General features: G+C 59.1%; 13 protein-coding genes. 10 read left to right on the forward strand and 3 right to left on the reverse strand.

What is annotated here, in order from left to right; translation table 11 throughout:
* Window positions 1–35: 35 nt before the first annotated feature.
* Together sdhE and DBY66_RS16075 are read left to right on the forward strand one after the other, a co-directional pair.
* Window positions 36–302: an FAD assembly factor SdhE gene (gene sdhE, locus DBY66_RS16070; RefSeq protein ID WP_039380010.1), complete on the forward strand. Its 267-nt coding sequence runs from the start codon at window positions 36–38 to the stop codon at window positions 300–302.
* Window positions 277–693 (forward strand): protein YgfX, encoded by a 417-nt coding sequence (locus tag DBY66_RS16075; RefSeq protein WP_108570038.1) that lies wholly within the window; start codon window positions 277–279, stop codon window positions 691–693. The genes sdhE and DBY66_RS16075 overlap by 26 nt, the downstream gene beginning before the upstream one ends.
* On the opposite strand, the gene fldB is transcribed toward DBY66_RS16075, so the two are convergent.
* Entirely contained in the window at window positions 690–1,208 is a 519-nt protein-coding gene (gene fldB / locus DBY66_RS16080; RefSeq protein ID WP_071668567.1) for a flavodoxin FldB, read from the reverse strand. The genes DBY66_RS16075 and fldB overlap by 4 nt on opposite strands.
* A gap of 68 nt (window positions 1,209–1,276) precedes the next feature.
* Between fldB and xerD the strand changes: the two genes are divergently transcribed.
* The 5 genes from xerD (at window position 1,277) to lysS (ending at window position 7,396) form a co-directional block, all read left to right on the forward strand.
* On the forward strand, window positions 1,277–2,203 hold the full coding sequence (gene xerD / locus DBY66_RS16085; RefSeq protein WP_104085473.1) for a site-specific tyrosine recombinase XerD: 927 nt from the start codon (window positions 1,277–1,279) through the stop codon (window positions 2,201–2,203).
* Between the two features lie 22 nt (window positions 2,204–2,225).
* A complete protein-coding gene (gene dsbC, locus DBY66_RS16090) occupies window positions 2,226–2,939 on the forward strand; it encodes a bifunctional protein-disulfide isomerase/oxidoreductase DsbC (RefSeq protein WP_071668566.1) in 714 nt (237 codons plus the stop codon).
* Window positions 2,940–2,948: 9 nt separating this feature from the next.
* The gene (recJ, locus tag DBY66_RS16095) at window positions 2,949–4,673 is read left to right on the forward strand and encodes a single-stranded-DNA-specific exonuclease RecJ (protein ID WP_039380002.1); all 1,725 of its coding nucleotides are present in this window, start codon (window positions 2,949–2,951) and stop codon (window positions 4,671–4,673) included.
* Window positions 4,674–4,767: 94 nt separating this feature from the next.
* Window positions 4,768–5,866 (forward strand): peptide chain release factor 2 gene (prfB, locus tag DBY66_RS16100; RefSeq protein WP_108570037.1). Its coding sequence is split into 2 segments (ribosomal slippage): window positions 4,768–4,842 and window positions 4,844–5,866, totalling 1,098 coding nucleotides; the frame shifts between segments, so codons are not numbered across the junction.
* Window positions 5,867–5,875: 9 nt separating this feature from the next.
* On the forward strand, window positions 5,876–7,396 hold the full coding sequence (gene lysS, locus DBY66_RS16105; protein ID WP_039380000.1) for a lysine--tRNA ligase: 1,521 nt from the start codon (window positions 5,876–5,878) through the stop codon (window positions 7,394–7,396).
* A 51-nt stretch (window positions 7,397–7,447) separates the two neighbouring features.
* Here lysS and DBY66_RS16110 read toward each other — a convergent pair whose 3' ends face one another.
* A complete protein-coding gene (locus DBY66_RS16110; RefSeq protein WP_104085477.1) occupies window positions 7,448–8,074 on the reverse strand; it encodes a hypothetical protein in 627 nt (208 codons plus the stop codon).
* 291 nt (window positions 8,075–8,365) lie between these two features.
* Between DBY66_RS16110 and DBY66_RS16115 the strand changes: the two genes are divergently transcribed.
* Window positions 8,366–9,529, forward strand: coding sequence for an MFS transporter (locus tag DBY66_RS16115; protein WP_071668563.1), 1,164 nt, complete (start codon window positions 8,366–8,368; stop codon window positions 9,527–9,529).
* Here DBY66_RS16115 and DBY66_RS16120 read toward each other — a convergent pair.
* Window positions 9,505–10,446 carry a LysR family transcriptional regulator gene (locus DBY66_RS16120; protein WP_094112156.1) on the reverse strand — a complete coding sequence of 314 codons (942 nt, stop codon included), beginning with the start codon at window positions 10,444–10,446 and terminating at the stop codon, window positions 9,505–9,507. The two genes, DBY66_RS16115 and DBY66_RS16120, sit on opposite strands and share 25 nt — an antisense overlap.
* 109 nt (window positions 10,447–10,555) lie before the next feature.
* Between DBY66_RS16120 and lysA the strand changes: the two genes are divergently transcribed.
* Together lysA and DBY66_RS16130 are read left to right on the forward strand one after the other, a co-directional pair.
* Window positions 10,556–11,809, forward strand: coding sequence for a diaminopimelate decarboxylase (lysA, locus tag DBY66_RS16125; protein ID WP_108570036.1), 1,254 nt, complete (start codon window positions 10,556–10,558; stop codon window positions 11,807–11,809).
* Window positions 11,809–12,261, forward strand: coding sequence for a GNAT family N-acetyltransferase (locus tag DBY66_RS16130; protein ID WP_199559925.1), 453 nt, complete (start codon window positions 11,809–11,811; stop codon window positions 12,259–12,261). The genes lysA and DBY66_RS16130 overlap by 1 nt, the downstream gene beginning before the upstream one ends.
* Window positions 12,262–12,438 lie beyond the last annotated feature (177 nt).

A 12,438-nucleotide genomic window follows, 5' to 3' on the forward strand; every position in this document is an offset into this window, starting at 1 on the left:
CTGACCCCACTGTTTACAGCCGTGGAACACGACACATGGATATTCATGATAAATCTCGCGTTAAGTGGGCCTGCCGTCGGGGCATGCTTGAGCTTGATGTCTCCATTATGCCTTTTTTTCACTATGAGTATGATTCGCTGAGTGATGAAGATAAGCGGGTGTTTGTTGCTTTACTGAAGAGTGACGATCCGGATCTGTTTAACTGGATGATGGACCACGGCGAGCCCGCGGATCCCGAGTTTAAGCGCATGGTAAAACTGATCCAGCAGCGCAACCGTGAACGCGGTCCGGTGGCAATGTAGCCTGCGTCCTTCACGCAGCGCCCGGCTGGCAAATCTGGCGGCGGGTTTCAGCTGCGTGACTCTGCTGCTGTTCGTCTGGCCTGCGGAGTGGCATGCGCTGCAGGCGCTGCTTTCCGTGGCGGTGCTGGCGGAAAGCTGGCGCACTGAGCGGCGCTTACGGCAACGCTGCGGCGAGCTGACGCGGGATGTTCAGGGAAGCTGGGGCTGGCAGGGAACCCGCTGGTATACCGCCCGGACGGCGCAATGGCAGCCGTGGGGCGTGCTGCTGACCCTGCAGAATGCGCAGGGCCAGCGCTGGCGTTTCTGGCTGATGCAGGACGCCATGACGATGCGCAGCTGGCGGCAGCTGCGCGCGCAGGACGCGCTCAGTGGCGCTGCAGACCGGCGTTAAAGCCGGTCAGCTGTTTCCGTGAGAATCTGTTCGCACCACTGCTCAATACGCTCGTCGCTCTGCTCAAACTGGTTAACATCATCCAGCGCCAGACCTACAAACTGTGTGCCGTCAGCGGTCAGCGGCTTGCGGCTGGTAAAGGTATACCCCTCCAGCGGCCAGTAGCCGACAAACTGCACGCCCATCGGCAGCAGCAGTTCGTGCAGCATGCCCAGCGCATCAAGAAACCACTCGCTGTACTCAATCTGGTCGCCCATACCGTACAGCGCCACAATTTTCCCCTGCAGGTTAAGTCCCGGCAGCTGCGGCCATACCGCTTCCCAGTCCTCCTGCAGCTCGCCAAAATCCCAGGTTGGAATACCGAGGATCAGCAGGTCATACTGCTCCATCAGCGAGGGGTCATCATCTTTGAGGTTGTGCAGCGTCACCAGCTCTTCACCAATAAAATCGCGGATTTTTTCCGCTGCCATCTCGGTGTAACAGGTACTTGAACCGTAAAAAAGTCCGATATTCATGCGGTTAATGCTCTGTATGAAACTCACTCTGGCGCAATTGTACCAGAACCCCTCTGCTTTAAGGCATAATGAGCACGATTTCACACTGGCGAGAGGATAACGTGCAGGATAGCGATCTGATTGAACAGTTTCTTGATGCGCTCTGGCTGGAGCGTAATCTGGCGCAAAATACGCTGGCCTCTTATCGTCAGGATCTGCAAACCCTCACCGCATGGCTGCAGCATCACAATCTGACGCTGCTGACGCTGCAGGCGCTGGATCTGCAGCAGTTTCTTGCCGAGCGTATTGAAGGTGGCTATAAGGCCACCAGTTCAGCCCGTACGCTGAGCGCCATGCGCCGGCTGTTTCAGTATCTCTACCGTGAAAAGCTGCGCAGTGACGATCCCAGCGCGCTGCTCTCCGCCCCTAAGCTGCCACAGCGGCTGCCGAAAGATCTCAGCGAGAGTCAGGTAGACCGGCTGCTGCAGGCGCCGGCCACAGATATTCCGCTGGAGCTGCGCGATAAAGCGATGCTGGAGGTGCTGTATGCCACCGGTTTGCGCGTCTCAGAGCTGGTCGGGCTGACCATCAGCGATGTCAGCCTGCGGCAGGGAGTGGTGCGCGTTATCGGTAAAGGTAATAAAGAGCGGCTGGTGCCATTAGGTGAAGAAGCGATCCACTGGTTAGAGCACTATATGGAATATGGCCGGCCGTGGCTGCTAAACGGACAGACGCTGGACGTTCTGTTTCCCAGCCAGCGCGCGCAGCAGATGACGCGTCAGACCTTCTGGCACCGCATCAAGCACTACGCGACGCTGGCGGGTATCGACAGCGATAAACTGTCACCGCACGTGCTGCGGCATGCATTTGCCACACATTTACTGAACCACGGCGCTGATTTGCGCGTCGTACAGATGCTACTGGGCCACAGTGACCTGTCGACCACCCAGATTTATACGCATGTTGCCACCGAGCGGCTGCGTCAGTTACATCAACAGCACCATCCGCGCGCCTGAGCAGCGGCAACAAGGACTTATGATGAAAAAACAGTTTACCGTTCTGGCGCTGCTGGTCAGCGCCTTTTCCGCTCTGGCACAGGCTGATGACAGCGCTATTCAGCAGACGCTGAAAAAAGTGGGTCTGCAGCAGGCTGAGATCCAGCCTTCGCCGCTGCCGGGCATGAAAACCGTGCTGACGGAAAGCGGCGTGATTTACATTACTGAAGATGGCAAACATATGATTCAGGGCCCGCTGTATGACGTCAGCGGCGCACAGCCGGTTAATGTCACCAACCAGCTGCTGGACAAAAAAGTCGCCGCGCTGGCGCCGGAAATGATTGTCTATAAAGCGCCGAAAGAGCAGCACGTCATTACGGTGTTTACCGATATCACCTGCGGCTACTGCCGTAAGCTGCATGAGCAGATGGCGGACTACAACGCGCTGGGTATCACGGTGCGCTATCTCGCCTTCCCGCGCGAAGGGCTGAACGGTCAGGTTGAGAAAGCGATGAAGGCGATTTGGTGCAGTGCCGATCGCAACAAAGCGTTCGATCAGGCGATGAAAGGCGATACGCCGCAGATGGATGCGCCAGCGACCTGCAGCCTCAATCTCGATAAGCACTACAAACTCGGCATTTTGTTCGGCATTCAGGGTACGCCCGCCATTCTTACCGACAGCGGTATGATGATCCCGGGCTATCAGGGTCCGCAGGAGCTGAAACAGGTGCTTGATGGTCAGAAGCGGGGCGGTTAATTCACAGTGATGCACACTACAGAACTGCGTCGGCGCACGCTGCCGGCTGATGCCAGCCTGCCTGACGACCTGCCGCCTCTGCTGCGCCGTCTCTATCTGCATCGCGGCGTTAAAACCGCAGCAGAGCTGGAGCGCGGGGCAAAATATCTGCTGCCGTGGCAGAGCCTCGGCGGTATAGAGGCTGCGGTTGCGCTGCTGCACCGGATGCTTACGGGCGGCCAGCGCATTATGGTCGTCGGCGATTTTGACGCCGACGGCGCGACCAGCACCGCACTGACCGTGCTGGCGCTGCGCAGCATGGGCGGCAACGTGGACTACCTGGTGCCTAACCGCTTTGACGATGGCTATGGCCTGAGTCCGGAAGTGGTGGAGCAGGCGCGTGCGCGCGGCGCGGAGATGATCCTCACCGTGGATAACGGCATCTCCTCGCACGCGGGCGTCGAAACGGCGTCAGCGCACGGCATCCCGGTCCTGATCACCGATCACCATCTGCCGGGCGAAACGCTGCCGGCCGCCGACGCTATTGTTAATCCTAACCTCAGCGACAGCGCTTTTCCGTCGCGCGCGCTGGCAGGCGTCGGCGTGGCGTTCTACCTGATGCTGGCGCTGCGCGCGCATCTGCGCGAGCAGGGCTGGTTTACCCCCCAGCGCAGCGAACCCAATCTGGCCGCGTGGCTCGATCTGGTCGCGCTCGGCACCGTAGCGGACGTGGTGCCGCTGGATGCGAACAATCGCATTCTGGTGTGGCAGGGGCTGAGCCGCATTCGCGCCGGTAAATGCCGCGCCGGTATTCGGGCGCTGCTGGAGATCGCAAACCGCGATGCGCGTCAGCTGGCAGCCAGCGATCTCGGCTTTGCCGTTGGCCCGCGTCTTAACGCGGCGGGGCGGCTTGACGATATGTCGGTTGGCGTGGCGCTCTTGCTGACCGAGGATATTGCGCAGGCGCGCATGCTGGCCAGCGAGCTGGATGCGCTGAACCAGACGCGCAAAGAAATTGAACAGGGCATGAAAAGCGAAGCGCTGGCGCTGTGCGATGCGCTGGAGCGTCAGCATAGCGACCTGCCGCTGGGCCTGGCATTTTATCACCCCGAATGGCACCAGGGGGTGGTCGGGATCCTCGCATCGCGCCTGAAAGAGCGTTTTCACCGGCCGGTCATTGCGTTTGCGCCCGCGGGCGATGGCACGCTAAAAGGATCGGGTCGCTCAATCGCCGGACTGCACCTGCGTGACGCGCTGGAGCGGCTGGATACGCTCTATCCGGGGCTGATTATCAAGTTCGGCGGCCATGCGATGGCGGCGGGACTCTCGCTGGAAACGGATAAGTATGACGCGTTTCGCGAGCGCTTTGCCGCGCTGATTGATGAGTGGCTGGATGGAGAAGCGCTGCAGGGCGTGGTCTGGTCTGACGGTGAGCTGCACGCGCAGGAGTTCAGCCTGCATACTGCTGAAATGCTGCGTGAGGCGGGGCCGTGGGGACAGGCGTTCCCGGAACCGGTGTTTGACGGCAAATTTAAACTGCTGCAGCAGCGGCTGGTGGGCGAGCGTCACCTGAAGGTGATGGTGGAACCAGTCGGCGGCGGACCGCTGCTGGACGGTATCGCGTTTAATGTTGATACCCGCCTCTGGCCGGACACCAGCGTGCGGCAGGTTGAGCTGGCCTATAAGCTGGATATCAACGAGTATCGCGGTAACCGTTCCGTGCAGCTGATAATCGATCATATCTGGCCGCTCTGACCGCGCGCGCCGCTACAAACCGCGCGCGCTTTCGGGTAAACTCATGCGTTACTTTATCTTTTCTCACCGTATCGCCAAAAAAGACTGAAAAGCCATGTTTGAAATTAATCCGGTCAAAAATCGTATCCAGGACCTTAGCGAGCGCAGCGGCGTTCTTAGGGGGTATCTTTGACTACGATGCCAAGAAAGAACGTCTTGAAGAAGTAAACGCCGAGCTGGAGCAGCCGGACGTCTGGAATGAACCTGAACGCGCGCAGGCGCTCGGCAAAGAGCGCGCGTCGCTCGAAGCCGTCGTTGAAACCCTCGATCAGATGCACCAGGGCCTGGAAGATGTGCAGGGCCTGCTGGAGCTGGCGGTTGAAGCGGACGATGAAGAAACCTTCAACGAAGCCGTGGCTGAGCTCGACGCGCTGGAAGTAAAGCTGGGTGAGCTGGAATTCCGCCGCATGTTCTCAGGCGAGTATGACAGCGCCGACTGCTACATGGATATTCAGGCAGGCTCCGGCGGTACGGAAGCGCAGGACTGGGCCAGCATGCTGCTGCGCATGTATCTGCGCTGGGCAGAAGCCAAAGGGTTTAAAACCGAGATCATTGAAGAGTCGGAAGGCGAAGTTGCGGGCACCAAATCCGCCACCATCAAGGTGATTGGTGACTACGCCTACGGCTGGCTGCGTACGGAAACCGGCGTCCATCGCCTGGTGCGCAAGAGTCCGTTTGACTCCGGCGGCCGTCGTCACACCTCGTTCAGTTCGGTGTTTATCTATCCGGAAGTGGATGACAATATCGATATCGATATCAACCCGGCCGATCTGCGCATTGACGTCTACCGCGCATCAGGTGCGGGCGGTCAGCACGTTAACAAAACGGAGTCTGCGGTGCGTATTACCCACCTGCCGACCAACATTGTGGTGCAGTGCCAGAACGACCGTTCACAGCACAAGAACAAAGACCAGGCCTTCAAACAGCTGCGCGCCAAGCTCTATGAATATGAGATGCAGAAGAAAAATGCTGACAAGCAGGCCGCAGAAGAGAACAAATCGGATATCGGCTGGGGCAGCCAGATTCGTTCTTACGTGCTGGATGACTCCCGCATCAAAGATCTGCGCACCAGCGTAGAGACCCGCAATACTCAGGCGGTGCTGGATGGCGATCTGGATCGTTTTATTGAAGCAAGTTTAAAAGCAGGGCTATAAGGAACCGACATGTCTGAACAACAACCGCAGAACGCTGACGCCGCACTTGAGTTAAATAATGAACTGAAAGCGCGTCGCGAAAAACTCAGCGCGCTGCGTGAAAAGGGCGTGGCGTTTCCCAACGATTTCCGTCGTGACACCACCTCCGATCGGCTGCACGCCAGCTATGACGACAAGAGCAACGAAGAGCTGGAAGCGCTGGGCGTGGAAGTGAGCGTTGCCGGTCGTATGATGACGCGCCGCATCATGGGTAAAGCGTCGTTTGCCACGCTGCAGGATGTTGGCGGTCAGATCCAGATCTACGTTTCACGTGACGATCTGCCGGAAGGCGTCTATAACGAGCAGTTCAAGAAGTGGGATCTGGGCGATATTCTGGGTGCACGCGGTAAGCTGTTCAAAACCAAAACCGGCGAGCTTTCAATCCATATCTCAGAACTGCGCCTGCTGACCAAAGCGCTGCGTCCGCTGCCGGACAAGTTTCACGGCCTGGCTGACCAGGAGACGCGCTATCGTCAGCGCTATCTTGATCTCATCTCCAACGATGAATCGCGCCACACCTTCCAGGTACGCTCGAAAATCATGGCGGGTATTCGCCAGTTCATGGTAAACCGCGACTTTATGGAAGTGGAAACGCCAATGATGCAGGTGATCCCGGGCGGCGCTTCTGCGCGTCCTTTCATCACCCATCACAATGCGCTGGATATCGATATGTATCTGCGTATTGCGCCGGAGCTTTATCTGAAGCGTCTGGTTGTAGGCGGCTTCGATCGCGTGTTTGAGATCAACCGTAACTTCCGTAACGAAGGCATCTCGCCGCGCCATAATCCTGAGTTCACCATGATGGAACTCTATATGGCGTATGCAGATTACAAAGATCTGATTGAGCTGACCGAAAGCCTGTTCCGCACGCTGGCGCAGGACGTACTGGGCACCACTGAAGTGGCCTATGGCGAACATACCTTTGACTTCGGTAAGCCTTTTGAGAAGCTCACGATGCGTGAAGCGATCAAAAAATATCGTCCGGAAACGGACCTGGCTGACCTGGAAGACTTTGATAAAGCGGTAGCGATCGCCAGTGCGCTGCATATCAAAGTGGAAAAAAGCTGGGGTCTGGGCCGCGTGGTAACGGAGATCTTTGAAGAGACGGCGGAAGCCCATCTGATTCAGCCAACCTTCATCACCGAATACCCGGCAGAGGTTTCACCGCTGGCGCGCCGTAATGATGAGAACCCGGAAATCACCGATCGCTTTGAGTTCTTTATTGGTGGTCGCGAGATCGGTAACGGCTTCTCAGAGCTGAACGACGCTGAAGATCAGGCAGAGCGTTTCCTGCAGCAGGTGAATGCAAAAGATGCCGGCGATGATGAAGCGATGTTCTACGATGAAGATTACGTCACCGCGCTGGAGCACGGACTGCCGCCAACGGCTGGCCTCGGTATCGGTATCGACCGTATGGTGATGCTGTTTACCAACAGCCACACCATTCGCGATGTGATCCTGTTCCCGGCGCTGCGCCCGACGGCGAAGTAACGGCAGGCGCTGCCCGTCTCTCTCTCGCAGGGGAGAGTCGGGCAGCAGTTATCACGGCGCAATCGCCTCTGCCAGCCACGTCTGAAAACGCGCATAGGGTATGTAGAGTGCCACATCGCTATACAGCGTTTTTCCGCTTTGGTTATCATCGATCCGCCGGCTGTATCCTGTGATCACCCCAGCCAGCGTGTCATCACTGGCGTTATAGACTGCGCCGCCTGACATACCTTTCACTACGCCAGCACTGGCCGCCACCACCACACAGTTTGCTTTGTTCCAGCTGTTTACCAGCGTGGTATTCACCAGGTTCTCTCCGCTGGAGGCGACCGGCAGGGCAGAGATAAAGCTATAGCCATAAAGATTTACGCGATCGCCAATGTGGCCGTTACGGAACGCCGGCGGCAGGTTGCCCGCCCGGTTTTTATGGTAAACCACGGCGAGATCGCAGTCGGGGTGCCAGGCTTTCACCCGGTAGAGTGAGTATTTCGCCACGTGTGCCGCCGTCAGGCTGTAGTCGGCGGTGAGCGGGATAGTCGTGCCCAGCGTGCCGACCCCAAGAATGGTGGGAATACCGGTAACGGTCATATCCACCCGGCGCGCAGCTTCTTTACTGTATTCATAGTGTCCAACCGAGCAGCCGCTGAGGCAGCACGCCGCCAGCGCAATTATCCAGCGCATCTCTTTTTTCTCCTGTGGGGCGCTCACCTGCGCGCTGCGTTCTGACCGTTACCCGCTTCCGCCGGCTGAAAACCGGGCAACGCTATCACTATCCGCCACCGCGCCACAAGCCGGACCGGCGCTGATTATTGCCGCGCCGGCAACATAGCCTTGCGGCGCACAGGGTGGTTGCGCTGCCAGGGCTGTGTTTTAATGCAGCGTGACGCAGTTCAAATATTAATAAGCGTTCTGTTTTACCGTGCTGTGTTCGCAGTACGGCCCGCCTGCAAAATTATCTTGGGAGAGTGTGTTATGCCTGTTGCATTACTGGCGCTGGCGCTGAGTGCGTTCGCCATTGGCACCACGGAGTTTGTCATCATGGGGTTGCTGCCGGAAGTGGCAGGCGATCTGCAGGTGTCGATTCCTTCAGCCGGCTGGCTGATCAGCGGTTACGCGCTCGGCGTGGCGATTGGCGCGCCGATTATGGCGCTGCTGACCGCCAGCCTGCCGCGCAAGCGCACGCTGAGTCTGCTGATGGTGATCTTTATTATCGGTAACGTGCTCTGCGCGCTGGCCTATAGCTATAACCTGCTGATGCTGGCGCGTGTGGTCACCGCACTCTGCCACGGCGCGTTCTTTGGCATTGGGTCGGTAGTGGCCGCAAGCCTGGTGGCGCCCGGCCGTCAGGCGTCAGCGGTGGCGCTGATGTTTACCGGGCTGACGCTGGCAAACGTGCTTGGCGTGCCGCTTGGCACCTGGTTTGGTCAGCTGTTTGGCTGGCGTGCCACCTTCTGGGGCGTGGCGATTATCGGCATTCTGGCGTTTATCGCCCTGATTGTCAGCCTGCCGGCAAATAAAGAAGAGAAGCCGGTTCATCTGGCCAGTGAGATTAGTGCGCTGGCCAACGGACGACTCTGGCTGTCGCTGCTGATGACGGTCTGCTTTGCCGCGGCGATGTTTGCGCTGTTCAGCTATATTGCGCCGCTGCTGCTTCAGGTCACCGGCATCAGCGACCGCGGCGTGAGCTGGACGCTGTTCCTGATTGGCGCCGGCCTGACGGCAGGTAATATCATTGGCGGCAAGCTGGCGGACTGGAAAGTCTCTTTCAGCCTGATCCTCAGCTTCTCACTGATTGCGCTGTTCTCACTGCTCTTCAGCTGGACCAGCCATGCGCTCTGGCTGGCTGAAATTACGCTGTTCCTGTGGGCCATGGCGACGTTTGCCACTGTACCCGGCCTGCAGATCAACGTGGTGCGCCACGGCAAAGAGGCACCGAACCTGGTTTCCACGCTCAACATCGCTGCTTTTAACGTGGGTAACGCGCTGGGTGCCTGGGTAGGCGGCGCCGTTATTGCGCGCGGCTACGGCCTGACGGCAGTGCCGGTTGCGGCTGCCGCCATCGCCGCTGTCGGCCTGGTGGTGTGTGTCATCACCTTCCGCAACGCTAACGGTCAGGGCGATACGGTCCGCGTCTGATCAAGCTGCGCGGCGATAAGCCCCGGAAATGCTGCCACCTGCTGCTGCAGGTGGTGGCAGAAGCGGTCAACCAGCGCAGAGGCGGGCCGGTGCTGAGGGCGGATCAGGCTCACGGTAAACGGCACGCTGATACTGAAACGCCGCATCACCACGCCGCTCGCCGCGTAATCCAGCGCGGTGAGCGGATTTACAATCGATAAGCCAACCCCGGCGCGCACCATCGCGCATACCGACGCGGCGCTGTGCGTCTCCAGCACCAGCCGTCGCTCAACCTTCTGTTCCAGAAACAGCGCATCCAGCAGCTGACGATAGCTGTCATGCCGCGACAGGCTGACAAAATTCTGCTGATGGAAATCGGCAGGTGTCAGCACATCACGCTGACAGAGCGGATGCTGCGGCGGCAAAACGCACACTTCATCGCAGGTCAGCAGCGAGAGGCGTTCCGTGCCGGATGGCGCATGCTGTGTCTCAGTCAGGCCAAGATCGTAGCGCTGCGCCGACAGCCACTCCTCCAGCAGCGGCGACTCCTGCGGAATGATGTTCAGATTCACCTGCGGATAGCGCTGCATAAAGGGCTGCAGCAGAGGCGGCAGCAGCGACTGGGAAAATACCGGCAGGCAGGCCACCGACAGCTCGCCATGCCGGAACTGCCGTAATCCTTCCGCCGCATCGAGAATCCGGTCCAGTCCGTACCAGGAGCGCTGCACCTCTTCAAACAGACTCAGCGCCTGCATCGTGGGCTGCAGACGACCGCGCACCCGCTCAAACAGCGTCAGTCCCAGCTGCTGCTCCAGACGCGCCAGCTCACGGCTGACGGTGGGCTGCGAAGTGTGCAGCAGCGCGGCGGCCTGCGTCAGATTGCCACTGGTCATCACCGCATGGAAAATCTCAATATGCCGCCAGTTGATGTTCGCCATCGCTCCTCCATTAAAGGCATATCATATTTGCATAGCTGCCGCTAAAACAGATATTTCTGTGAATTAATGTGGTGTGGCTAAATGAGGGCAACAGTACAGGAGAATTGTTATGCCACGTCCGTTAGACACCACCGAATCTGCGCTTAACGCTACCCATCTGCTGCCGCTGGCGCAGCGCTACAGCGGTCCGTTCTGGGCCTATGACGCCGCCATTATTCAGCAGCGTATTGCGCAGCTCAGCCAGTTTGATGTGGTGCGCTTTGCGCAGAAAGCCTGCTCAAACATTCATATTCTGCGCCTGATGCGTCAGGCCGGGGTAAAAGTCGATTCCGTCTCGCTGGGTGAAATTGAACGCGCGCTGGCGGCGGGATTTGAACCGGGCGGTGAGGACATTGTGTTTACGGCGGACCTGCTGGATCTGCCGACGCTTCAGCGCGTGGCTGAGCTGCAGGTACCGGTAAACGCCGGTTCGGTAGATATGCTGCACCAGCTGGGCGCGCGTTCGCCGGGCCATAAAGTGTGGCTGCGTATCAATCCTGGTTTTGGTCACGGTCACAGCCAGAAAACCAATACCGGCGGCGAAAACAGCAAGCACGGCATCTGGTATGGCGATCTGCCGCTGGCGCTGGCTGCGATTCAGCAGCACGGTCTGCAGCTGGTGGGGCTGCACATGCATATCGGCTCCGGCGTGGATTATGCGCATCTGCAGCAGGTGTGTGACGCCATGGTCGATCAGGTGATTGCGTTTGGTCAGGATCTCAGCGCCATCTCAGCCGGCGGCGGGCTCTCTATTCCCTACCGCTTTGATGAAGAAGCGATCGATACCGACCACTACTTTGGCCTCTGGAGCCGCGCGCGCGATCGCATTGCCGACCACCTCGGGCATCCGGTAAAGCTGGAAATTGAGCCGGGACGCTTCCTGGTGGCTGAATCGGGCGTACTGGTTTCACAGGTACGGGCGGTTAAAGCGATGGGCAGTCGCCACTTTGTGCTGGTTGATGCAGGCTTCAGCGATCTGATGCGTCCGGCTATGTATGGCAGCTATCACCATATTTCGGTGCTGCCAGCCGATGGCAGCACGCCGGAGGTAGTCACGCAGGAGAGCGTGGTGGCCGGGCCGCTGTGTGAATCAGGCGATGTGTTTACCCAGCAGGAGGGCGGCAAGGTGGAGACCCGCGCGCTGCCTGCGGTGCAGCCTGGCGACTATCTGGTGTTTCACGACACTGGTGCTTACGGCGCGTCCATGTCCTCTAACTACAATAGCCGCCCGCTGATCCCGGAAGTGCTATTTGAAAACGGCAGCGTGCGTGAGATCCGCCGCGCGCAGACGATTCAGGAGCTGCTGGCGCTGGAGCTGAACTGATGCGTATTTTGCCGCTCAGCAGCGTGCCGCATCACGCCAGTCAGATAACTGACTGGCTGTGGCAGGCGTTTGGCGATGGCACAACGCGTGAGTTTTATCACAGTGTCGTGCGCAGCAGCCTGAACGGTGCCGATCTGCCGGTGACGTTTGTCGCACTGGACGCGCACGATATTCCGCTGGGCACTATCGGTTTCTGGCGCTGCGATCTGATCAGCCGCCAGGATCTCTGGCCGTGGGCGGCAGCGCTCTATGTCGATCCCGCCTCACGCGGTCAGGGCGTGAGCGAGGCGCTGCAGCAGCACGTGATCGATTTCGCCCGCGATCGCGGCCACGCGCGTATCTGGCTCTGGTCAACGTTTTCCGGCTACTACGAGCGGCACGGCTGGGAGTATTTCTGCGAAGCGCTGGAGTTTCCCGCCGAGCGGGTGAGGGTGTATAAGCAGGATCTGTGACGGGAGCTGGTTCCGTTCGCCACGGGCGCGGGCGCCGGTTCCGTTCGCTGCGGGGCCCGGGGGCTGGTTCCGTTCGCTACGGGGCCCCGAGGCTGGTTCCGTTCGCCGTCAGCGGCGGCAGCAGCCTGTGCTCCGGCACGGCGACCGGGCAGAGGACGCCTGGCCGCGCCCTCTGCA

The organism is Pantoea sp. RIT413, assembly GCF_003057675.2.
In the GTDB taxonomy this organism is placed as follows: Bacteria; Pseudomonadota; Gammaproteobacteria; order Enterobacterales; family Enterobacteriaceae; genus Pantoea; species Pantoea eucrina.

What these genes read in the sequence shown, in the direction of transcription:
- sdhE (WP_039380010.1), top strand. Translation starts at nt 36, where the DNA reads ATGGATATTCATGATAAATCTCGCGTTAAGTGGGCCTGCCGTCGGGGC.
- fldB (WP_071668567.1), bottom strand. Translation starts at nt 1,208, where the DNA reads ATGAATATCGGACTTTTTTACGGTTCAAGTACCTGTTACACCGAGATG.
- xerD (WP_104085473.1), top strand. Translation starts at nt 1,277, where the DNA reads ATGAGCACGATTTCACACTGGCGAGAGGATAACGTGCAGGATAGCGAT.
- dsbC (WP_071668566.1), top strand. Translation starts at nt 2,226, where the DNA reads ATGAAAAAACAGTTTACCGTTCTGGCGCTGCTGGTCAGCGCCTTTTCC.
- recJ (WP_039380002.1), top strand. Translation starts at nt 2,949, where the DNA reads ATGCACACTACAGAACTGCGTCGGCGCACGCTGCCGGCTGATGCCAGC.
- lysS (WP_039380000.1), top strand. Translation starts at nt 5,876, where the DNA reads ATGTCTGAACAACAACCGCAGAACGCTGACGCCGCACTTGAGTTAAAT.
- DBY66_RS16110 (WP_104085477.1), bottom strand. Translation starts at nt 8,074, where the DNA reads ATGCGCTGGATAATTGCGCTGGCGGCGTGCTGCCTCAGCGGCTGCTCG.
- DBY66_RS16115 (WP_071668563.1), top strand. Translation starts at nt 8,366, where the DNA reads ATGCCTGTTGCATTACTGGCGCTGGCGCTGAGTGCGTTCGCCATTGGC.
- DBY66_RS16120 (WP_094112156.1), bottom strand. Translation starts at nt 10,446, where the DNA reads ATGGCGAACATCAACTGGCGGCATATTGAGATTTTCCATGCGGTGATG.
- lysA (WP_108570036.1), top strand. Translation starts at nt 10,556, where the DNA reads ATGCCACGTCCGTTAGACACCACCGAATCTGCGCTTAACGCTACCCAT.
- DBY66_RS16130 (WP_199559925.1), top strand. Translation starts at nt 11,809, where the DNA reads ATGCGTATTTTGCCGCTCAGCAGCGTGCCGCATCACGCCAGTCAGATA.